The sequence below is a fragment of the Marinobacter daepoensis DSM 16072 genome (assembly GCF_000421165.1).
In the GTDB taxonomy this organism is placed as follows: domain Bacteria; phylum Pseudomonadota; class Gammaproteobacteria; order Pseudomonadales; family Oleiphilaceae; genus Marinobacter; species Marinobacter daepoensis.
Window position 1 is genome coordinate 85,614 of sequence record NZ_ATWI01000014.1, and the last position, 22,547, is coordinate 108,160.

The 22,547-nt window shown below is 56.9% G+C and carries 22 protein-coding genes; 4 read left to right on the forward strand and 18 right to left on the reverse strand.

Annotation, left to right across the window (positions count from 1 at the left end; genetic code table 11):
• The 11 genes from truD to K325_RS0116790 form a co-directional block, all read right to left on the reverse strand.
• Window positions 1–1,056 (reverse strand): tRNA pseudouridine(13) synthase TruD, encoded by a 1,056-nt coding sequence (gene truD, locus K325_RS0116740; RefSeq protein WP_029655408.1) that lies wholly within the window; start codon window positions 1,054–1,056, stop codon window positions 1–3.
• A complete protein-coding gene (gene ispF / locus K325_RS0116745) occupies window positions 1,053–1,532 on the reverse strand; it encodes a 2-C-methyl-D-erythritol 2,4-cyclodiphosphate synthase (RefSeq protein WP_029655409.1) in 480 nt (159 codons plus the stop codon). The genes truD and ispF overlap by 4 nt, the downstream gene beginning before the upstream one ends.
• A 37-nt stretch (window positions 1,533–1,569) precedes the next feature.
• Entirely contained in the window at window positions 1,570–2,271 is a 702-nt protein-coding gene (gene ispD, locus K325_RS0116750) for a 2-C-methyl-D-erythritol 4-phosphate cytidylyltransferase (protein ID WP_029655410.1), read from the reverse strand.
• 93 nt (window positions 2,272–2,364) lie between these two features.
• A complete protein-coding gene (locus tag K325_RS0116755; protein WP_029655411.1) occupies window positions 2,365–2,637 on the reverse strand; it encodes a septum formation initiator family protein in 273 nt (90 codons plus the stop codon).
• Between the two features lie 195 nt (window positions 2,638–2,832).
• Window positions 2,833–4,128: a phosphopyruvate hydratase gene (gene eno, locus K325_RS0116760; protein WP_029655412.1), complete on the reverse strand. Its 1,296-nt coding sequence runs from the start codon at window positions 4,126–4,128 to the stop codon at window positions 2,833–2,835.
• A 246-nt stretch (window positions 4,129–4,374) separates the two neighbouring features.
• A complete protein-coding gene (gene kdsA / locus K325_RS0116765; RefSeq protein ID WP_029655413.1) occupies window positions 4,375–5,220 on the reverse strand; it encodes a 3-deoxy-8-phosphooctulonate synthase in 846 nt (281 codons plus the stop codon).
• Between the two features lie 2 nt (window positions 5,221–5,222).
• Window positions 5,223–6,851 carry a CTP synthase gene (locus K325_RS0116770; RefSeq protein ID WP_029655414.1) on the reverse strand — a complete coding sequence of 543 codons (1,629 nt, stop codon included), beginning with the start codon at window positions 6,849–6,851 and terminating at the stop codon, window positions 5,223–5,225.
• 88 nt (window positions 6,852–6,939) lie between these two features.
• Window positions 6,940–8,277, reverse strand: coding sequence for a tRNA lysidine(34) synthetase TilS (gene tilS / locus K325_RS0116775; protein ID WP_029655415.1), 1,338 nt, complete (start codon window positions 8,275–8,277; stop codon window positions 6,940–6,942).
• Window positions 8,261–9,214, reverse strand: a complete 954-nt coding sequence (gene accA, locus K325_RS0116780) for an acetyl-CoA carboxylase carboxyl transferase subunit alpha (RefSeq protein ID WP_029655416.1) — start codon at window positions 9,212–9,214, stop codon at window positions 8,261–8,263. The genes tilS and accA overlap by 17 nt, the downstream gene beginning before the upstream one ends.
• Window positions 9,215–9,316: 102 nt before the next feature.
• Window positions 9,317–12,799 carry a DNA polymerase III subunit alpha gene (dnaE, locus tag K325_RS0116785; protein WP_029655417.1) on the reverse strand — a complete coding sequence of 1,161 codons (3,483 nt, stop codon included), beginning with the start codon at window positions 12,797–12,799 and terminating at the stop codon, window positions 9,317–9,319.
• 2 nt (window positions 12,800–12,801) lie between these two features.
• Window positions 12,802–13,272, reverse strand: a complete 471-nt coding sequence (locus K325_RS0116790; RefSeq protein WP_029655418.1) for a TlpA family protein disulfide reductase — start codon at window positions 13,270–13,272, stop codon at window positions 12,802–12,804.
• A gap of 68 nt (window positions 13,273–13,340) precedes the next feature.
• Here K325_RS0116790 and arsC point away from each other — a divergent pair, with 68 nt between their 5' ends.
• From arsC to tfpB, 4 genes are read left to right on the forward strand one after another with little or no spacing between them, the layout of a single operon-like run.
• Window positions 13,341–13,694, forward strand: a complete 354-nt coding sequence (gene arsC, locus K325_RS0116795; RefSeq protein WP_029655419.1) for an arsenate reductase (glutaredoxin) — start codon at window positions 13,341–13,343, stop codon at window positions 13,692–13,694.
• Between the two features lie 16 nt (window positions 13,695–13,710).
• The gene (gene wrbA, locus K325_RS0116800; RefSeq protein ID WP_029655420.1) at window positions 13,711–14,322 is read left to right on the forward strand and encodes an NAD(P)H:quinone oxidoreductase; all 612 of its coding nucleotides are present in this window, start codon (window positions 13,711–13,713) and stop codon (window positions 14,320–14,322) included.
• Between the two features lie 41 nt (window positions 14,323–14,363).
• Window positions 14,364–14,723, forward strand: coding sequence for a DUF2069 domain-containing protein (locus K325_RS0116805; RefSeq protein WP_029655421.1), 360 nt, complete (start codon window positions 14,364–14,366; stop codon window positions 14,721–14,723).
• Window positions 14,724–14,747: 24 nt separating this feature from the next.
• Complete coding sequence (gene tfpB, locus K325_RS0116810; RefSeq protein WP_029655422.1) at window positions 14,748–16,553, forward strand: type IV pilus assembly ATPase TfpB; 1,806 nt, start codon at window positions 14,748–14,750, stop codon at window positions 16,551–16,553.
• 11 nt (window positions 16,554–16,564) lie between these two features.
• On the opposite strand, the gene K325_RS0116815 is transcribed toward tfpB, so the two are convergent.
• The 7 genes from K325_RS0116815 to K325_RS0116845 form a co-directional block, all read right to left on the reverse strand.
• Window positions 16,565–17,629 (reverse strand): DUF3080 domain-containing protein, encoded by a 1,065-nt coding sequence (locus K325_RS0116815; protein ID WP_051146694.1) that lies wholly within the window; start codon window positions 17,627–17,629, stop codon window positions 16,565–16,567.
• A gap of 10 nt (window positions 17,630–17,639) precedes the next feature.
• Window positions 17,640–18,332, reverse strand: a complete 693-nt coding sequence (gene mtnC, locus K325_RS0116820) for an acireductone synthase (RefSeq protein WP_029655424.1) — start codon at window positions 18,330–18,332, stop codon at window positions 17,640–17,642.
• Window positions 18,332–18,889: a 1,2-dihydroxy-3-keto-5-methylthiopentene dioxygenase gene (locus tag K325_RS0116825; protein ID WP_029655425.1), complete on the reverse strand. Its 558-nt coding sequence runs from the start codon at window positions 18,887–18,889 to the stop codon at window positions 18,332–18,334. Before K325_RS0116825 ends, mtnC begins: the two co-directional genes overlap by 1 nt.
• A complete protein-coding gene (locus K325_RS0116830) occupies window positions 18,886–19,512 on the reverse strand; it encodes a methylthioribulose 1-phosphate dehydratase (protein ID WP_029655426.1) in 627 nt (208 codons plus the stop codon). The genes K325_RS0116825 and K325_RS0116830 overlap by 4 nt, the downstream gene beginning before the upstream one ends.
• 89 nt (window positions 19,513–19,601) lie before the next feature.
• Entirely contained in the window at window positions 19,602–21,797 is a 2,196-nt protein-coding gene (locus K325_RS0116835; RefSeq protein ID WP_228128479.1) for a xanthine dehydrogenase family protein molybdopterin-binding subunit, read from the reverse strand.
• 7 nt (window positions 21,798–21,804) lie between these two features.
• A complete protein-coding gene (locus K325_RS0116840; RefSeq protein ID WP_029655428.1) occupies window positions 21,805–22,293 on the reverse strand; it encodes a (2Fe-2S)-binding protein in 489 nt (162 codons plus the stop codon).
• A 61-nt stretch (window positions 22,294–22,354) separates the two neighbouring features.
• Window positions 22,355–22,546 carry a hypothetical protein gene (locus K325_RS0116845; RefSeq protein ID WP_029655429.1) on the reverse strand — a complete coding sequence of 64 codons (192 nt, stop codon included), beginning with the start codon at window positions 22,544–22,546 and terminating at the stop codon, window positions 22,355–22,357.
• Window position 22,547: the final 1 nt, after the last annotated feature.

The window sequence follows — 22,547 nt, forward strand, 5'->3', positions numbered from 1 at the left end:
CTACTTGTTATCACGGCCGAGGCTCATGTCCTCAAGCTCGAAAAGATCACCCAATACCGTCGTGGCGTATTGCCCGGGGGATAACTCAAACTGCAATCGCAGAGTTGTCTCATCCAACCACTGCCAGGACAACGCTTTCGGGCTAGCCACCAGCATACGGCGCTCTGGTTTCATCCGGGTGGCACTGAACAGCTTTGCCAACTCAGGGCAGGACTCAACCACGCTCCGTTCCAACACTTCCTGATCTCCGGTGGCCAACGTTCCGCCATCGCCCCAGAGGGGGCCAGACGGCACATTCCCGGATTCCACGGGCTCACCCGGCAACCCGGTCGTCCAGGAACCCTCAGCAACTCGTCTGGCCAGAACCTGGTTGAACAGCCAGGAGCGCGCAGCCGAAAAGTACAATACGTTTTTCGACGCGCTTCTGCCAGCACGCCCGCGCTTACGATTCATTCGCGATGGATCTAACCGGGCGGCACGATCAAGATTTGAACCATTAAAACCGAATCGCTGCGGGCCAAAGTAATTCGGAGCCCCCTGAAGCGCCAGCCGCTCCAAAGCCGCATTCACAGACCCACGCTGACCGTCCACGTTGCGTAAAACAATATCGAACCGGTTGCTCTGATGATCTCCCCGGCGCAGCTTACGGGAATAGCGGACCGCCGCCAGCACAGGCCAACGGGCACAGACCTCCGCCATCAGTGCCTCGTCCTCATACTCCCGGCCAGGCCGGTAAAGGCTGAACCACTGTATTGTCACCGCATGCCGATCTTTCAGGCCACAAAACCCGATGTCGAAGGAGCGGCACTCTGCCAGCGACGAGAGCTCGCGGGCCACATACTCCGTGTTATCCCCGGTTTTCTCCAGCCGCAGGCATAAGTGTTCACCTTCACCGGCAACGCTTATATGCTCATCCGTCGCCGGGGGCAACTCCCTTGAAGGCCAGAGCACCTCGGTAACCCGGAAATCTGCCGGAGAGGTTTTCAGCTGTGCCCGCGCGACACGAACACCTCCGGATACGGGCCAGTCTAATCGCCAACGTGAATCCTCTGTCACTGCGTCAAAACCTCAAGCAGACAGACCGCCTGACAGGCAATGCCTTCGCCACGACCGGTGAACCCCAGATTTTCCGTTGTGGTTGCCTTTACGCTTACACGATTCACCGACACCCCCAGGTCCTCAGCAATGTTCATCCGCATAGCCTCAATGTGGGGAGCCATTTTCGGTGCCTGAGCAATAAGGGTGGTATCTACATTCGTAACCGAATACCCCTCTTCTGACACCCGCTGCATAACACGCCGCAACAGCTCGCGACTGTCCGCCCCGGCCCACTCCGCACTTGTGTCGGGAAAGAGGTGACCGATGTCCCCCAAAGCAGCAGCTCCCAGGAGCGCATCCGCCAGAGCATGAAGCAACACATCCCCGTCAGAATGGGCTTTGAGCCCCTGATCGTAGGGAATCGTCACACCACCAAGAATGACAGAATCGCCCTCACAGAAGGCATGGACATCAAAGCCCTGACCAATACGCATGATCATCTCCGGTAACTGAACAGAACAAAGGGCTGAGTCACTGGCGGCTGAGGATAAACTCTGCCAGTGCAAGATCCGAGGGAACCGTGATCTTCAGGTTGTCGGGCCGCCCTTCTACCAATACCGGCATGTTACCGGAAAACTCCATGGCAGAGGACTCATCCGTCACGGTCTGAGCTTTTTCAAGGCAGTCCGACAGGGCTTTTTTCAAAGCACCAAACCTAAACATCTGCGGCGTCAGTGCACGCCATAACTGGCTCCGGTCAACAGTTTCGCTCACGACCGGCAACGGCCCGGCCTCTGCAAGTTTCAACGTATCCGCCACCGGTGCCGCCAGCAAACCACCCACCGGGTGCTCCGACAGCATCGAAATTAACCGGGCCAGATCCTCACGATGCACACACGGCCGCGCAGCATCATGAACCAGTACCCAGTCATCTTCGGTCGCCAGCCCTTCCAAAGCCACCAGCGCCGACAGCACCGAGTCCGCCCGCTCACTGCCTCCGGTACAGGTCTGCACCCGGGCATCCCTCGCCGACTCACTATCCGGCCACCAATGATCCTGAGCATTCAGCGGCACCATACAACCTTTAAACGGGGCGCTGTCCAACAGGCGGGACAGGGTGATATCCAGAATAAAACGGTTATTGATTTTGAGGTACTGCTTGGGGCATTCGGCTTTCATACGCTGACCGATGCCAGCAGCAGGAACGATAAGCCAAAGATCTACTTTTTTCATGGAAGGTACGTCAAAGGTCAGATGAGCGCCGGGGAGAGCCTCTCCGGAAATTTCGAAGGCAAGGGATGGCTGGCAAGAAGTGCACGCCTGAACTCAGTTTTCAACAACGAGAAAAAAAGTCTCATCTTCACGAATCAGGCCAAGATTCATTCGGGCCCGCTCTTCCACGGCCCCCTGCTCGTTCCGAAGATTGCGCACTTCCGCATACAACCGGTCATTCCGGGTAGCCAGTTCGGCATTCTCCGAACGCTGCTCGGCAATCGACTGCTCCAAGGCCCAGACCTGTGCAAAGCTGCCCTCTCCTATCCACAGGCGAACCTGCAACAGGAGTATCAGCACTACCAGTATGGCCCAGAGAGATTTCATTCAAAACCCGTGCGAAAACAGAAAATATAATAATGTCGAAGGTCAATTATAGACCTTATAGTAGATTAGCAACAATTTTACGTAACTGATTGTATAAAAAGGCCATCGTGTCTGAACTTTCATCCAGAACGCGATGGCCTTAACATTTTGTTACCTGCCAGGCCTGCCTGGCAAGTTAAAAAATGCGCTCAGGGATTAACCCTGACCTTTGATTTCACTCAAACCACGGTACGGCGCTTTGCCTTCCAGAGCATCTTCAATGCGCAGCAACTGGTTGTACTTGGCAACGCGGTCGGAGCGGCACAAAGAACCGGTTTTGATCTGGCCGGCGCAGGTTGCAACGGCCAGATCGGCAATGGTGGTATCCTCAGTTTCACCGGACCGGTGAGAAATTACTGCCGTGTAACCTGCATCCTGCGCCATTTTGATAGCGTCCAGCGTTTCGGACAAACTACCGATCTGATTGAACTTGATCAGAATGGAGTTACCAACGCCCTTCTCAATCCCTTGCTTCAGGATCCTGGTGTTGGTTACGAACAAATCATCACCCACCAGCTGCACTTTGCTACCCAGCTTGTCGGTCAGGATTTTCCAGCCGTCCCAGTCGCTCTCGTCCATGCCGTCTTCGATCGACACAATCGGGTAACGCTCACACAAACCGGCAAGGTAGTCCGCGAAGCCTTCAGAATCGAAGCTCTTGCCTTCGCCAGTGAGCTGATACTGGCCGTCCTTGTAGAACTCGGAGGAGGCGCAGTCCAGAGCCAGGGTCACATCTTTACCCAGCTCGTAGCCGGCATTCTCAACTGCCTGCTTAATCGCGGCCAGGGCTGCCTCGTTCGACGGCAGGTTCGGCGCAAAACCACCTTCGTCGCCAACGGCTGTGTTCAGGCCCTGAGCCTTGAGAACCTTTTTCAGGCTATGGAAAATCTCGGCACCGACACGCAGAGCCTCAGCGAAACTTTTTACAGAGACCGGCTGAACCATGAATTCCTGAATGTCGACGTTGTTATCGGCGTGCTCACCACCGTTGAGAATATTCATCATCGGCACCGGCATGGAGAAGTTGCCAGAAGTGCCGTTTACATCGGCAATGTGCTCATACAACGGCTTGCCCAGTGAAGTAGCAGCGGCTTTAGCGGCAGCCAGAGATACAGCCAGAATGGCATTAGCACCAAGGTTGGCTTTGTTCTCAGTGCCGTCAAGATCAATCATGATTTGATCAAGGCCACGCTGGTCGGCGGCATCTTTACCCATCAGGGCATCACGGATTTCGCCGTTGATGGCTGCAACAGCTTTGCGAACACCTTTACCGAGGTATCGGGAGGCATCACCATCACGCAGCTCCAGAGCTTCACGGGAACCGGTTGAGGCTCCGGACGGCGCGCAGGCGCGGCCCAGGGTACCGTCTTCCAGGATGACGTCTGCTTCTACGGTGGGGTTGCCACGTGAATCCAGAACCTCACGGGCTTTGATGTTGGCAATCTTGGTCATTCGGTTGATTCTCCAGGTTTTATCTTCTTACCACTATACAAGCTTTGAATGATGGTGCCGGGCGATCAACTGGAAGAGCCTGCCGAAAACCGCTACAAGCACTTCCCTGTGTACTTCTTTCCGGCCATCCCTGACCTCCGAAATGTTCGGCAGGCTCTTCCAGTCGCTCGCTCTCAAAGTTCGCACTATGCCTTCATTCTGAAAAGTGATGGGGCATGCGACCTTTCAAAACACCAACACCGCCAATCAGGCGGTGTCGATAGGTTTAAAACTTTTTACCAGATCGTCGACAGCTTTCACTCGCTGCAGGAACGGCTCCAGCTGGCTCAGGCGCAAGGCACAGGGGCCATCACATTTAGCGGCATCCGGGTCCGGGTGGGCCTCCAGAAACAGGCCGGCCAGCCCCTGAGACATTCCCGCCAGGGCCAGGTCAGTGACCTGAGCCCGGCGCCCTCCGGCGGAATCGGCGCGGCCACCGGGCATCTGTAGCGCGTGGGTCACATCAAAGAATACCGGCACGTTCATCCGCTTCATGATGCCGAAGCCGAGCATGTCAACCACCAGGTTGTTGTAACCGAAGCTGGTACCACGCTCACAGAGAATAATCTGGTCGTTACCGGCTTCCTCACACTTGGCAATGATGTGCTTCATTTCCTGAGGCGCCAGGAACTGGGCTTTCTTGATGTTGATGACCGACCCGGTTTTGGCCATAGCCACCACCAGGTCGGTCTGACGACTCAGGAACGCAGGCAACTGGATGATATCGCAGACTTCTGCCGCCGGTGCCGCCTGCTCCGGTTCGTGAACATCAGAGATGATCGGCACACCGAACTTGCTTTTGATGTCTGCAAGGATCTGCAACCCCTTCTCGAGGCCCGGGCCGCGGAAGGAAGTGACCGACGAACGATTGGCCTTGTCAAAGGAAGCTTTGAATACGTATGGGATGCCGAGACGATTGCAGACATCCACGTATTTCTCTGCCACCTCAAACGCCAGTTCCCTGGACTCGAGTACGTTCATACCACCGAACAGCACAAACGGCTTATCGTTGGCAATGTCGATGCCCGACACGTTCAGGTTGCTGCGCGCCATAATCAGGACCCTTTCTTGTTAGCCAGCGCGGCCTCAACAAAACCTTTGAACAGCGGATGGCCGTCGCGGGGTGTGGAGGTGAATTCCGGGTGGAACTGGCACGCCACGAACCAAGGGTGATTCGGTGCCTCGACCACCTCAACCAGTTTGCCATCGGCAGAACGGCCAGAAATCTGAAGGCCAGCGTCTTCCAGCTTCGGCAGGAAGTGGTTATTGACTTCGTAGCGATGACGGTGGCGCTCACGAATGGTTTTCTTACCGTAGCAACCTACGATGGTAGAACCTTCCGCCAGCACACAATCCTGTGCGCCCAGGCGCATGGTGCCACCCAGGTCGGATTCTTCCGTACGCTCTTCTTTCTCACCGGTGGCATCAAGCCATTCGGTAATCAAACCAACCACCGGCTCCGGCGTATGCTCACGGAACTCGGTACTGTGGGCGTCACTCAGACCGGCAACGTTGCGCGCGTACTCAATCACCGCCACCTGCATGCCCAGGCAAATCCCCAGATAAGGAATCTTATTTTCACGGGCGTACTGAACCGTGCGGATCTTACCTTCGACACCGCGCTCACCAAAGCCACCCGGTACCAGAATAGCGTCGGCGGACTCCAGCACCGAAGTGCCGTCGCGTTCGATATCTTCAGAATCGATGTAGTTGATGTTGACCTTGGTGCGGGTTTTGATACCCGCATGCAACAAGGACTCAATCAGGGATTTATAGGCATCCAGAAGCTCCATGTACTTGCCAACCATGGCAATGGTCACTTCATGCTGCGGGTTGAGCAGTGCATCGACAACGGCGTCCCACTCACCCAGATCGGCTTCCCGGGCGTCAAGATTAAAGCGCTCGATAACCAGTTGGTCCAGGCCATGCTCATGCAGCATACGCGGAATGGCATAGATAGACCGGGCATCCTGCAACGGAATTACCGCACGTTCTTCCACGTTGGTAAACAGCGCGATTTTGCGACGGGAGCTGGCATCCACTTCGTGCTCGGAACGACACAACAGAATATCCGGCTGAAGACCGATAGAACGCATTTCTTTTACAGAATGCTGGGTCGGTTTGGTTTTGATCTCTCCAGCGGTCGCGATATACGGCACCAGTGTCAGGTGCATGAACAGCGCGCGCTGGGAGCCAACTTCGACTTTCAGCTGGCGACAGGCTTCAAGGAACGGGAGTGACTCGATATCACCTACCGTGCCTCCGATCTCAATCATAGCAACATCTGCACCGGCCGCACCTTCCACAACCCGGCGTTTGATCTCGTCGGTAATGTGAGGAATCACCTGGACGGTACCGCCAAGGTAATCGCCGCGACGTTCCTTGCGGATGACTTCTTCGTACACACGGCCGGTTGTAAAGTTATTACGCTTGCTCATCGGCGTGCGAATGAAGCGCTCATAATGGCCGAGGTCAAGATCGGTTTCCGCGCCATCTTCGGTGACAAAAACCTCACCGTGCTGGAACGGGCTCATGGTGCCGGGGTCCACGTTGATGTACGGGTCCAGCTTGAGAATAGTGACCTTCAGGCCGCGTGCCTCGAGGATGGCTGCCAGTGAGGCAGACGCAATACCTTTTCCCAAGGAGGACACGACACCGCCGGTGACGAAAATATAACGCGTCATGCAGATTCCGTGATTATCTGGTTCGGTGAAGGAGGGAGATTGTTCATCTCAAGATGGGACGCCAGACTACCAGAAAGCCCCTCTCTACTCAATCACAATCCCGCTCGACAATCAGCCGCCAACCGGCGGCATGGGCGCTTCCGGAGTATCGGCCAGAAGTCCACAAATCGCCAATGGCAACCCACTCGTCATGACCGTCACGAATCTCTGAAACCAGCGGCAGAACGGGCCTTTCCCATGGAGGAACCCCTCGCTCCTGCAACCAGGTTTTCAGCGATCTGGAAGGGCCATTTTCGGTGAACCGGACTCTTTCACCCCCTTGCCTCGTAGATACCCTTATTTCCGGATGCGAGGTTTCCGTTGTATTTCCATCATTCGCGGGTACCAGCCGTAACGACCAATACCCCCAACGCAACGTGCGCCCGACAGTCAACACCTCTGAGCCCGATGGCACCTCGACCTCCGGGACCAGATACAGGTGATGGCGATATCTCCGGATGTAAAAACCGTCCCCCACCAACTCTGGATTCCGGTCTGGCGCAGCATGGACCAGAGCGCCGAGCACAGCGTCCCAGTCAGATACACCCGGCAAAGCAAACCCGTTGCTCCGAATCCACCAACACACCAGATTTTTCCGTTCAAGGCCAGTCAATGAAGAAAAACGTACGAGCCGGACCCGCCCCTCATCATCACCGCAATCCGCCCACTGCATTTCTGCGAGCCGCCGGTTCAGTGCCTCACTCTCAGCGCATGCGCGTGCGCTGTAGGCGATGCGCTTTAACAGCCCTGGCCACCGCTCTGAGAGGCGGGGCATCACCGAATGCCGGAGAAAGTTGCGGTCGTGCACCTCACTGACATTGCTGGGGTCTTCCACCCAAGGTATCCCCCGCTCGCTGGCCACCTGAAGCAGCCGCGCCCGGGAAATACCCAGCCACGGACGAAACAGATGCCCTCTCCAGAGAGCCCGGGTACGCGGCATTCCCGCCAACCCACGAACGCCGGAACCGCGCAGCATCCTGAACAACACCGTTTCAGCCTGATCGTCTGCATGATGAGCCATCAACAACAGGTCCCCGGGGCCGATCACGCTATGGAACACTTCGTAACGCGCCTCTCTCGCCGCGGCTTCAATACCCCCGTCCTCAGCGTCTACAGAAACCCGATGTACATTCAGCGATACACCCAGCCGTTCACAGACCTCTCGGCAGGTCCGCTCTGTGTCTTCATGATTGGGTTGCAACTGATGATTGATGTGCAGCGCTCTGACAGCCGGATGGGCCGCAGCAACGACTTGCAAAAGCAGCGATGAGTCCAGGCCTCCGCTAAAGGCAACCCAGAGCTGGTGATAATCGGGGAGGTTCAGTATCGGCCCGAGCAAGTCCTCGGGCCACTCTGTCCCGGCGGTGGTGTTACCGCCCGCCTTCATAACGAGTCAAACGTTCATACCGACGGGAAACCAGCTCTTCCAATGGAAGCCGGTTCAATTCAGCCACGCCTTTCGAGAGCTGCTGCTTGAGGCTCTCCGCCATTTTCTCAGGGTTGCGGTGAGCACCACCAAGCGGCTCATCGATCACATGATCGGCAACGCCCAGTTCTTTCAGGCGACCGGCGGTTACGCCCATGGCCTCCGCGGCCTGCGCCGCGTATTCCGCGCTTTTCCAGAGAATGGACGCACAACCTTCGGGTGAAATGACCGCATAGGTTGAATACTGCAACATGTTAAGCTGGTCACAAACCCCAATGGCCAGAGCACCGCCAGAACCCCCTTCGCCAATCACCGTGGAGATGATCGGGGTTTTCAGACGGGACATCACCGCCAGATTGAAGGCAATCGCCTCACTCTGGCCTCGCTCCTCCGCGCCAATTCCCGGATAGGCACCCGGCGTATCAATAAAGGTAAGGATCGGCATTTTGAAGCGCTCAGCCATCTCCATCAGGCGCAGGGCTTTGCGATACCCTTCAGGACGCGGCATACCAAAGTTACGCTTAACCTTGTCTCTGACTTCTCGCCCTTTCTGGTGACCAATCACCATGACCGGCTGATTATCCAGCCGCGCGGTTCCGCCAATGATAGAGAGATCATCCGCGTAGCGGCGGTCGCCATGCAACTCGTCAAAATCTTCGAAAATCAAGTCGATATAGTCCTGCGTGTAAGGACGACGCGGATGCCTTGCCAGGCGGGCGATATCCCAGGACTTGAGATCTGAAAAGATCGACTCAGTCAGACTGATACTTTTCTTTTTCAGACGACTGATTTCATCGGTAATGTTGATATCGGTGTCGTTACCCACCATACGAAGCTCTTCAATTTTGGCTTCCAGGTCGGCGATCGGCTGTTCGAAATCCAGGTAGTTAGGGTTCATGATGTTCCATCATTTTTTTGCCAGGCGAGCCGAAGCCCGCCAAAACCAGAATTTGGGGTAAAGATAGCAGCGCTGATGGTAAGGCTAAAGCGGACATTGGTCTTAATCATAGACCAGTTCCACCGACTGGTCGCCCACCAGATGCTTCAGCTCAAACAACAACGTATCGTCTGGCTGAACTCGCCAGGACTCGCCCAGCTCAATGCGGGTACTCGCATCCGCACTTTGATATTCAATCCAGACCGGACTTCCCTCACTCCGAAAAGGCCGAAGCGTGTCATCCAGCCTGTCCAGAAGATCATTCTGCAACTGCTCCGAGCGCAACGCCAGCCTGATACCACGACTGAACTGCTGCCGGGCCGTGGCCACATCCATTACACTGCTGACTCGCATTTTCATCTGGCCCGAGTAATCATCATGGCTGACCTGCCCCTCCACCACGATAACCTGATCGGACTGCAACAGTTCGCGGTTCTCAAAAAAGGCTTCAGAGAACAGTGTCGCTTCAATACGGGCGCTACGATCGTCCAGCGTAATGAAACACATGGTAGAACCGGTTCGGGTCTTCATCGTGCGCTGCGCCACCACCAGCCCAGCCACCCGCTGAGGTGATTTGTTCGGTTTGAGATCTGCAATCGAGCAGCGGACGAAGCGACGCACCTCCCGCTCATACTCATCAAAGGGGTGGCCCGTCAGGTAGAGGCCCAGAGTGTCCTTTTCACCTTTCAGGCGTTCTTTTTCGGGCCACTCCCGAACATTCGCCACGTCCGCATACGTATCGCCGTCGTCACCACCGCCCTCAAGCATCTCGCCGAACATGTCGACCATACCCGCGGCGTCATTACGAGACTGTTGATCCGCCTGCTGGATCGCTTTGTCGATACTGGCCATCAGTTTTGCCCGGTCTGCCCCAAGCTTGTCCAAAGCACCTGAGCGGATCAAGGCTTCCATCGCCCGCTTATTGACCTTTTTCAGGTCCACACGGCGACAGAAATCGAAAATATCCTGGAAGGGACCATCTTTCGCGGCCTCGACAATACTCTCAATCGGCCCTTCCCCAAGGCCTTTGATCGCCCCAAGCCCATACACGATCTGCCCCTGATCGTTGACGGTGAAGGTATAGGCCGACCGGCTAACGTCCGGGACAAGCAGATCCAGCTTCATATTCCGGCACTCTTCCACCAGCGTGACCACCTTATCGGTGTTCTGCATATCGGCAGTGAGTACCGCAGCCATGAATTCAGCCGGGTAATGGGCTTTAAGCCACAGTGTCTGATATGAGACCAGTGCGTATGCAGCCGAATGGGACTTGTTAAAACCGTAGCCGGCGAACTTTTCTACCAGGTCGAAAATGTTCTCAGCCAGGGTTTTATCAATACCGTTATTTTCGCAACCTTCCAGGAAGAAGGCCTTCTGCTTTGCCATTTCCTCGGGCTTTTTCTTACCCATGGCCCGGCGTAGCATGTCCGCGCCCCCAAGAGTATAGCCCGCCATCACCTGGGCGATCTGCATGACCTGTTCCTGGTACAGGATGACCCCGTAGGTAGGCTCCAGAACCGGCTTCAGCCCGGCATACTGATAATCCGGGTGCGGATAGGACAACGGCTGCCGGCCATGCTTCCGGTCGATAAAGTCATCTACCATGCCGGATTGCAAGGGGCCCGGTCGAAACAGAGCCACCAAGGCGATCATATCTTCCAGAGAGTCTGGCTGCAGGCGCCGGATCAGATCCTTCATACCACGGGATTCCAGCTGGAACACCGCGGTGGTCTCGGCCTTTTTGAGCATATCGAAAGAGGGCTTGTCATCCAGAGGAATGGCACTGATGTCCAACTCCCCTTCCCCACGCTGCTGCCTACGCGGGTTGATCATGCCCAGGGCCCACTTGATGATGGTGAGGGTCCGCAACCCCAGGAAGTCAAACTTCACCAGACCAGCGTCTTCGACATCGCCCTTGTCGAACTGGGTAACCAGGCTTCCGCCCTCATCGTCGCAGTACAGCGGCGAGAAGTCGGTAATCTTTGTGGGCGCAATCACCACACCCCCGGCGTGCTTACCAGCGTTACGGCACACACCTTCCAGCTTGAGGGCCATCTCCCAGATTTCCTGGGCCTCTTCGTCCTGCTCCAGGAATTCCTTGAGCTGAGGCTCCTGCTCAATCGCTTTGTTAAGCGTCATCCCCACTTCAAACGGGATCAGCTTCGAGAGCTTATCGGCCAGCCCATAGGACTTACCCTGCACCCGAGCCACATCCCGCACCACCGCTTTGGCGGCCATGGTACCGAAGGTGATGATTTGGGAAACGGCTTCCCGCCCGTATTTTTGTGCGGTGTAGTCGATCACCCGATCCCGGCCTTCCATACAGAAGTCAACGTCGAAGTCGGGCATGGATACCCGTTCCGGGTTCAGGAACCGCTCGAACAGCAGGTCGTACTCCAGGGGGTCAAGATCGGTAATCAACTGGGCGTAGGCCACCAGCGAGCCAGCACCAGACCCCCGGCCAGGCCCTACCGGCACACCGTTGTTCTTGGCCCACTTGATGAAGTCCATCACGATCAGGAAGTAGCCGGGGAACCCCATCTGGATGATGATATCCAGCTCGAAGTTCAGGCGCTTGTAGTAGGCCTCGCGTTTGGCATCGTATTCCGGATCGTCCTTGCTCAGGGTCTTGGCCAACCGCTCTTCCAGCCCCTCCTCGGAGACCTTCCGGAAATAGTCGTCCATGGTCATGCCATCGGGAATCGGGTAATTGGGCAGGAAGTACTCGCCCATCCGGACCTTCACCGAGCAGCGCCGGGCAATCTCAACGGTATTCGTGACGGCCTCAGGAATGTCCGAAAACAGCTCAATCATTTCCTCGGCACTGCGGAGGTACTGCTGATCGCTGAATCGACGATCCCGCCTGGGATCATCCAGCGTTCGGCTTTCACCGATACAGACTCGGGCCTCGTGGGCCTCGAAATCGTCCGCCGTCAGGAAGTGCACATCATTGGTGGCCACCACAGGCACGCTCAGTTCGGAGGCCAGCGCTACACTCATGTGCAGACAATCTTCATCACCGGCTCGCCCCGTCCGTTGTAACTCCAGGTAATAGCTACCCGGATACAGATTCATCCAGTAACCGGCCCGCTCACGCGCCAGGTCAGGCTTACCGGCCAGCAACGCCTTGCCGACATCCCCCATTTTCGCGCCGGACAGAACAATCAGTCCGTTTGCTCGGGCTTCCAGCCAGGACTTCTGAATGATCGGTTTACCGTAGCGCTGCCCTTCGGTATATCCCAACGAAATGATTTCCGTCAGGTTCAGATAACCACCGTTGTCCCGGGCCAGCAGGGTCAGACGGAACGGATTTTCAGGCTCATCCGGGTTTTCAAGCCAGATATCCGCACCGATGATGGGCTTTACCCCCGCCCCCAGCGCCGCTTTATAAAAACGCACCAGCGAGCACATGTTGGATTGCTCGGTCAGCCCAACGGCGGGCATTCCGAGTTCAGCAACGCGACCAATCAGGGGTTTGACCCGGACCAGACCATCCACCATGGAATATTCGGAGTGAACTCTCAGATGTACAAAAGTGTTTGCCATGGTCATTCGCCAATCATTGCCCGGATGTCTTCTTCAGTCTGCGGCCCGAACCGCGCCTCGATCAGCGCCCCGTCAGGATCCACAACGAACGTAGCGGGCAGAGCCATAGGCACCTGCCAGCCCAGATCTGGCCCTGGGTCCGCTGCCAGCAGCGTAAACTCAATACCCATACGCTCACCCAGCTCAAGCAGTGGGGCACCGGAGACCCCATCAAAGTTCACTCCCAGCACCGCAATGTCCGGCGCTTTGTCGAGCTCATTCAATTCCGGAATTTCCTCCAGACAAGGCTTGCACCACTCTGCCCAGTAGTTAACGAGCACCCATTGGCCCCGGTACTTGTCCCAGTTTGAAGGGGTACCGTCGGCTCTCTCCAGCTCAACTTTCTCACAACCTGAAATAAACACGATCAGCAGTATGAGTAACAACAGCGATCGCTTACGACTGCAAAAGAGCCCGGCCTGAGGGTACTGCAAGGGTTATCCTCCTGTTAGACTAACGTTTTCATTAAAGACGGCAAACACTACGTAAAACGGTCAGGACCATGACAGAAGCTCCCCGCATATTCCACAACCCTAGGTGCTCAAAATCCCGCCAGACCCTCGAGCTGTTGCAGCAGAAGGGTATCGAACCGGAGATTATACGCTACCTGGAGACCCCACCAACAGAGCAGGAACTTCTACACATTCTTGATCTGCTTGGATGTGAGCCTCGCGAGATCATGCGCACCAAGGAAGCCGAGTATCGAGAACAGGGGCTGGACAGCCCGGAACTGAACCGGACAGACCTGATCCAGGCCATGATAAAAACCCCCAAACTGATTGAACGGCCGATCGTGCTCGCCAATGGCAAAGCCGCCGTTGGCCGCCCACCTGAAAACGTTCTCAATATCCTTTGATCAGTCAGAGCAAGCCATGACCGATACCACCAAACCCTATGTTCTGGTTCTGTATTACAGCCGGAGTGGCCAGACCGCTGAGATGGCGACGCAGATAGGTCGCGGCGTCGCCCGCGTCTCTGGCATCGAAGCCAGAATAAGGTCGGTGCCCCCTGTCTCTCCGGATACCATCGCTTCACTCCCGGCAGTGCCGGACACCGGAGCACCTTATGCCAGCAAGCCAGACCTGGCCAATTGTGCCGGCCTGGTGCTCGGCAGCCCGACCCGATTCGGCAATATGGCAGCACCGTTGAAGCATTTTCTTGATGGCACCGGAGACCTTTGGCTCAACGGCAAACTAGTGGGCAAACCAGCCGGCGCGTTCACGTCTACAGGCAGCCTTCACGGTGGCCAGGAAACCACCCTTCTCACCATGATGCTGCCGCTCCTCCACCATGGCATGGTGCTTTGCGGCCTGCCCTATTCCGAGAGCGCCTTGAGCGAAACCTCGACCGGCGGCACGCCTTACGGCCCGTCACACTGGGCTGGCACCGGAGAACAACAAGCCCTCAGCGAACAAGAGAAAACCCTGTGCCAGGCTTTCGGCGAGCGTATTGCCAAACTGAGCCTGAAACTGGCTGATGGATAAGCCTCAACATCATCAACCTCACCAATTGCCCGGAATCTTCCATGCTCCATAACGATAAAGCCAGACACACAGCCCGGCTGACCATCGCACTCTATGCTGCCGTGCTCCTAACCCTGCTGATCACAACCTTCTGGCCGGCTCCGGTGGAGGGCGTTTCCATCCCACTGATGCTTTCCGTAAAGCTCCTGCCGCTGCTTGCTTTTGCGGTGCCCGTATTCCGCGGCCACAACCGGGGTTATATCTGGATGGCATTTGTCGTGATCTTTTACTTTACCCAGGCAGTTGTTTCCGCCTGGCTGTCCGAAGGTGCCGCGGGCCCGGTTATTCTGACCATTCTGACCTTTCTGCTCTTCAGCGTTGCGATGGTCCACCTAAAGGTCAACCGGCCAATTGCAGGCTGATTCACCGACCCGGAAGGCCCCCTGATGACTGAAGACAGCGTTTCCATGCCAGCACCGCCAGCCCGCCAGACTCTGACGCTGAGGGATCTTTGTTCAGCCCTGGTGCAAAGCGGCGAGATTCTCCAGGAGGATGCAGAGAAAGTTCTGACAGCCAATCTGGGCGCAGCGTCCGGCATCGGCCAGACTCCCCAACGGCATCCGCTGGAACTCGTTGCCATCGCCGCCCTCACCAGCCAGCGTGACAGCAGGACACTGGATCTCGAACGCCTGACCCACTGGCTTGCCCGCTGGAGTGGTCAGGCGTATTACCATATCGATCCCCTGAAAATCGATACGCCGGCCATTGCCCGCGTTATGTCCTATGCCTTCGCTCAACGGCACGACATCCTTGCCGTTGAGATCAGCACCGATGAAGTGGTCATCGCCAGCTCGGAGCCCTTCAGGCGGGAATGGGAGAGCAACCTGCGACAAGCCGTCCGCAAAGACATCCGAAGGGTGGTGGCCAACCCGGAAGACATCCGCCGGTACACTGTCGAGTTCTATCAACTCGCCAGTTCAGTCAGTAAAGCCGGTGGCGACCAGGCTCCCTCTGGTAAAGGAAACCACAACTTTGAACAACTGCTGGACCTGGGGGCAAGCGACAACCCCGACGCCAACGACCAGCACGTTGTCAAAATCGTCGACTGGCTGCTGCAATACGCATTTGACCAGCGGGCCTCAGACATCCATATCGAACCCAGGCGCACGGTCACCCAGGTCCGGTTTCGAATCGACGGCGTGCTGCATAATGTCTATGAGTTCCCGGAACAGGTCGGCATGGCAGTCACCAGCCGCCTGAAAATTCTCGGGCGCCTGAACGTGGCGGAAAAACGCCGGCCCCAGGATGGTCGTATCAAAACCCGCAAGCCGGATAACCGGGAAGTAGAGCTCCGCCTGGCCACCATGCCAACCGCCTTCGGCGAAAAAATGGTCATGCGGATTTTTGACCCGGAAGTGCTGCTCAAATCATTTGAGCAGCTGGGCTTCAGTAAGGAGGACCGGGAACGTTGGCAGACCATAACATCCCGCCCACACGGTATTGTTCTGGTTACCGGCCCCACCGGTTCCGGTAAAACCACCACACTATACTCCACCCTGAAACAGCTAGCCTCGCCGGAACTCAACATCTGCACGATCGAAGATCCGATTGAGATGGTGGAACCGGCGTTCAACCAGATGCAGGTACAGACCAACATTGATCTGACATTTGCCCATGGCGTCCGGGCACTGCTGCGACAAGACCCGGACACCATCATGATCGGTGAAATCCGGGACCTTGAAACCGCTGAAATGGCGGTACAGGCCGCCCTCACCGGGCACCTGGTGCTATCAACCCTGCACACTAACGACGCTCCAAGCGCAATCACGCGCCTGATGGAACTGGGCATTCCGCCCTACCTGATCCGCGCTACCGTGCTCGGGGTAATGGCTCAGCGGCTGACCAGGACTCTTTGTCCCCACTGCAAGCAGGCCGGCGAACCTGATGCTCAGGCGTGGCAAACCCTGACCCGCCCCTGGAAGGCCCCGCTCCCTCGTCAGTTCTATCACCCTGCCGGCTGCCTGGAATGCCGGAACACCGGATACCAAGGCCGGGCCGGCGTCTACGAAATCATGACGTTGTCTGACAAACTCACCCGTCAGATCACGGACCGATGTGAGCTCGAATCACTCCGACTGGACGCGTACAAGGAAGGCATGAAATCGCTGAGACTCAGTGGCGCCCAGAAAGTAGCGGCCGGCCTCACAACCGTAGAGGAAATCCTGCGGGTGACGCCGGAGAGTCAGCGCTGAGAGCTGAGCCCTCAGGCCCCTGGTCGCAGCCCACACTGCTCGAGCAAATCCTGCCAATGGCGGGTATGCAGCATCATGGCCTGGTCGAGTTCATGCCAGAGGCTGCTGCTCTCAGCGCCATCCGACAAATGCCTCTGGTACCAGGAAGTGAACGATTCAGGCATCACCGCCTCTTGCTGCCGGGCCAACTCTGAGAATCCGGAAATCAGGGAGTCCCGGGCACGGCTGACACTGCTCATGTATGGCTGAATTTTCCCGATATAAACGCTGAAAAAGAAACTCTGAACAATGTCGGACTGATTGTTTGGCTTGCCATTCAGGCACAACGGGCGACCCTCTACCCGCCTGCGAAGCATCATCGAGCCTGCATTCAGCGTGCTGACCAGCAGACGGGCACTATTGATGGTCTGTCCCGCCAGCACATCCGCCTGCCAACGCTGGTGCACTTCGCCAAGATCCTTCAGGGAAACCTCAAGATCCCCGGCACGCAGGGCTTCTACCTGTCGGTTTACGCGTTGCAGATCGCGCACCAGATCAGAAGCGGGGTTCCCCACTTCAGCCACCGGAAAATAGCCTTTCGACAGCGTAAACTGGCGTTCTATCTCCTCAGAACCCCAGGTCGCATTCCACACGGCCAGAGGCAGACTTTCCATTTTGCTGGCAATGGCCGCCTCCAGAACGCCGGTAAGATCCTCATCACTGATCTCTGAAAGACAGCCCCGGGCAGCTCGAATGAACCGTATCTCATAACGCAGCTGATTGATCGGCTGCATCACCTTGCCCATCACGGAGTTACGCTCGCCCACCACATACTGAAGCTCACAACCGTACAGGGACAGGAAGTCCAGCATTCCCAGATCCAGTTCCGGCAAGGGTAAAGTGCGCTCCCGGCGGCGAGGAGGAATAGCGGCTTCGGGCAAGTCCGGCAGGGAAACCAACTCGGTATCGAGTACCCGGGCCAATCTCACCAGGTACTCCTCCGCCATGGATTCTGCATCGGAAAAAGGGTTGCACCCCCCTAAGGCCAGCGCACAAAGACCCGGTAATAGCCACGAAATCCAGCGATACCCGGGCACGCCTCACCCCCTACCGTTTCCGTAACAGAGCATCCACCTCCGCGAAATCCCTGGCAACGAAACGCCCGGTCTCCGGCAACTCGCCGTCACGCACCAACCAAGCCGTTTTAAGCCCGGCCGCCTCGGCCGCTTCCAGCTCAGCTTCAACGTCTGAAAGGAACAACACAGTACCAGCATCAACCCCAAGCTCCGCCAGTATATTGTGATAAGACTGAGCGTCTTTCTTGCCTCCAACCTCGGTATCAAAATAGCCGGAGAAAAAGCCAGTGAAGTCGCCTTCATTGCTGTGCCCAAAGATCAGTTTCTGCGCTTTGACGGACCCGGAAGAATATACGAACAATCTCAGCCCCCGATCATGCCAGCGCTGCAGATAATCTGCTGCATCCCGGTAAAGGTGCCCTTTCAACTCTCCGGAGCGATAACCCTGCTCCCACACCATACCCTGCAAGGCCTTGAGTGCACCGTCTTTCCGATCTTCGGACATCCACCCCTGCAACACCTCAATCAGCCCGTCAATGTCCTTTGGGTCGGTTCCACTTGCCTCCGCCACCCGGGCCAACTGTTCGGCAACGGCTGGCATGATCCGGTAGTTATCCCGGATATACATTGGCAAATGTTCACTGGCGTAGGGAAAAAGAACATCATGCACAAAGGAGATCGAACTGGTCGTCCCTTCAATGTCCGTCAGAATTACCCGAATCATCAGACCTCTCCTGCCAGCGCTTCGTAACGCGGTAAACGGCTCGCAATATCTGCACCGGTAAAATCCGCCACCCAGCCTTCAGGGTTGGTAAACAGGCGAATGCAGGTAAACTCCGGCTCCGGCCCCATATCAAACCAGTGACGTGTGCCGTCAGGCACGCTGATCAGGTCATTCATCTTGCACAACAGGGCATAAACCTGATCGTCGAAGTGGAGGTAGAAAACCCCCTGACCACGAACAAAAAAGCGCACTTCGTCTTCACTGTGGGTATGCTCGTCCAGAAACTTCTGGCGAAACACCTCTTTCTGAGGATGGTCTGCCGTCAGGCTCACCACATCTGCCGCCTGAAATCCCCAGTCCTGCCTGAGCCGGGCCACTTCATCGGCATAGGCCTCCAGAATCTCATCCTGAGACGCTTCCACCGAAAGTTCCCGGGTTGCCCAACGATCGAAATGCACGCCGTGTTCAGCCAGTACGTTCTGAATGACCTCAGGATCAGTGACAACCGTGTGCGCTTGCTCAGGTTTGCTCTGATGAAAAATACTCAACGTGGTCATGGGCGGACCCTCATGGTTTCAAGTTCACATTCAAGAAGGAATTCAAAGGCTTCAATATGACGCAGGCAATCATCCATGGTCTGGCCCCAGGTATACAAACCGTGACCCCGGATCAGGTAACCTGGCTGAGCCCGGTGCTCGTCAAACCAGAGACGGGTCTGCTCAGCCAGGGCAGGAATGTCCTGCGTGTTGTCGAACACGGGAATCGTAAGCCTGCCTTCATGGGTCTGAACCCCATTGAAGGCTTTCTGCAGCTCATAACCCTCAAGCTCGAGCGCCTCGCCTGGCGGCACAAGGCGGCTGAGAACCGTGGCCTTTACAGAGTGTGTATGCAGAACCGCACCAACGTCGGGAAATAACCGGTAAATCACGGTATGCAAAAGGGTTTCAGCCGAAGACTTGCACTGACTCTGAACCGCCCGCCCGTGCAAATCAACCACCATGACATCATCTGTGGCCAGTTTCCCTTTGTGACGGCCAGACACCGTGATTGCAACATGCTCCGCATCGATACGGGCGGAGTAGTTACTGCTGGTGGCCGGTGACCAGCCACGATCGTAAAGAAAGCGGCCAGCCTCAATGACAGACTGTGCCGCCGTGGCGTATCGGGTTACATCAAACACAGGCATCCTCCGGGTTGGTACGAGCCCTGCCCGGGCGCGAATCTGGCGCCATTATAGAACCACCTGTGTCCGGGTAAAACCGATTCCGGTCAGGCTTTCAGGGGCAGCTTGCGCTGGCGCCTGCCCGTCAACGCGAACAACGCATTGCCCAGTGCCGGTATCACTGGTGGAACGCCGGGCTCCCCTACCCCCGTGGGCGACTCCTCACTGTTGATGATATCGACGACCATCTCCGGCGTCTGGTGCATCTGCAGTATTCGGTAGTCATGGAAATTGCTCTGCCGGACTTCACCGTTGTCGAAAGTAATGTCGCCGTAAAGAGCTGCCGACAACCCAAACAGAATGCCTCCGGTCATCTGATCTTCCACGATCGCCGGGTTCACCACCTGCCCGCAATCGACACTGCAAACGACTTTATAAACCCGGATTTCTCCGTGCTCAATGCCAGCCTCAACCACCTGAGCGACGTAGGTTCCAAAACTCTTGAACAGAGCAACGCCCCGGGCTCTCCCCTCAGGCGGTGGCTGCCGCCAGTCCGCCAGCTCGGCCGCCCTCTCGAGCACCCGACGATGCCGGGGCTCTTCCGCCAGCATCCTTAGCCGGAAATCCAATGGGTCCTCACCTGCCTTGTCGGCCAGCTCATCCATAAAGGTTTCCACGGCAAACCCGTTGTGGGAATACCCTACGGATCGCCACCAGGTAATGGGCACCCCCGGGTCGGTATGAGTATGACGAACCCGGATATTAGGCACGTTATAGGGGTAGCCGACCGCTCCTTCAATGGCGGAGATGTCTTTCGGCGTGGCAATGCCCTCAACCAGAAGCCCGACCCGACCCAACGTGCTGTATAGGAATTTGGGCGCCCAGGGGTACTGGGCAGGGGCGGCGTTTCGAACGTACCAGTCCAGAACCTGAGGCCCTGCAATCTGATGATCCCACCCGGTCAGTTGCCCGCCACTCAGACTGCCAGTCATACGGTGCAACATGGCCGGCCGGAAAAATCCATGGCGCGTATCCTCTTCCCTTGACCAGATCAGCTTGACCGGCACCTTGACCTGATAGGCCACCAGTGCCGCTTCCTCAACAAAGTCCTGAGTCAGACGCCGGCCAAACCCTCCGCCAAGAAAAGTGGTGTGAACGGTGACCTGGTCCGGTGACAGATCCGTATGCCGGGCAGCCGCGATGCGCCCCAGATCCGGCGCCTGTGTCGGTGCCCAGACCTCCATCATGTCCTTTCGATACCAGGCCGTTGCGTTCATAGGCTCCATGGTTGCATGGGCCAGGTAGGGTTGCTCGTACTCGGCTTCAACCAGCACCTCGGCGTTTGCCGTAACCCCCTCTACATCCCCTTCTACCCGCTCATTCTCGCCAGGGTCATCGTTGGTTGCCCTGCGATAGTGCTCGAATACGTCCTCATTCGACAGCGCGATGGCGTCAGTAAAATCCCACTCCACGTCCAGAGCCGCCTGCGCCTTCCTTGCCCGCCAGTATCGGTCCGCCACCACAGCCACGCCGCGCTCAGTCACGAAGGCGTCTACAACACCCGGCATCGCCCGGATCCGGTCACGATTAAAGCGAAGAGCTTTTCCGCCGTATCGGGGACTACGGGTCATCGCGGCGTACACCATACCCGGCAGCTCAACATCTATACCGTAAACCGCCGTCCCTGTTGATTTGGCCTCTGCGTCAAGACGCGAACCAACCTGCTGACCAATGTACTTCCACTGGGCGCGAGGCTTCAGAGGCACATCCCCCCGGATAACCTCCCTATTCGCCAGCTCAACCAGCTTGCGATATGGCATGGAGTCCAGCCCATTCGGGTGCTTCACGTAACCATCCTGGGTACTGCATTCCGCGGGCTCGACCCGCCAGACCCGGGCAGCCGCCATCACCAGCATCCAACGGGCAGAAGCCCCCGCTTCACGCAGCGGCTGCCAGCCAGCCGCCATACTGGTACTTCCACCTGTAAGCTGAAGCCCAATCAATGGGTTACGATATTCTGGCGCCACCGGGGCAAACCGGACCTGAATGGTTTCTGGCCGGACATCAAGCTCTTCCGCAATCAGTGTTGTGAGCCCGGTGTAGGTCCCCTGCCCCATCTCAACACGATCAAGAGTAAAAGTGACGTCTCCCTCAGTTGTCAGCTCAAGCCACGCATTAGCCTTCCATTCACCCGTTTCCTCCTCATAGCCCGTCTGCACAGACGCGCAGCCCGGAAGATTCAGGGCCAGCATAAGCCCACCGGATGCGGAGGTACTTACTTTAAGGAAATCCCGTCGATTCATGGACACGTTACGCCCCCTCCCCAGCTGGCTGGTACTGCCCGACACCGCCCGCGACAGACTCAACCGCCGCCACAATGCGCGGGTAGGTACCACACCGGCACAGGTTGCCAGTCATGGCCGTAACAATCTGCTCACGGTCTGGCGAAGGGTGAGTCGCCAGGAGATGCGCCGCCGTCATAATCTGGCCGGACTGACAATAGCCGCACTGCGGCACCCCCTGCTCAATCCACGCCTGCTGCAGCGGGTGAAGTTGTCCATCACTCGACAGCCCTTCAATGGTGGTAATCTCGCCTCCGTCAGCCATTTCCACCGGCGTGGAACAGGATCGGGCCGGCTGGCCGTTCAGATGCACGGTACAGGCACCGCACAGCCCGGCACCACAACCAAACTTGGTTCCTTTCAGACCCAGTTCATCCCGCAGCACCCAGAGCAGCGGGGTGTCAGGCTCGACATCCAGCGTATGCTCGCGGCCATTGACGATCAGCTTGAAGGGCATGCAGTACTCCTCATCATCATTTTATTATCGAGTTATTGGGCAATCCCTCGCACCGCTTTACTTACTTGACCACATCCTGGCCGTCTTTGTTAACCCAGATCTTGCGCTCACCGCTTTCGAGTTTGCCATTGCTATCCCAGACCTCACGATTCTGGGTGGCGCTTTCAACCTTGCCGTTATCGTTCCAGATCACACGATCCTTACAACCGGCCAATACAAACACCGACAACACAGCCAAGAATAATACTCGCATA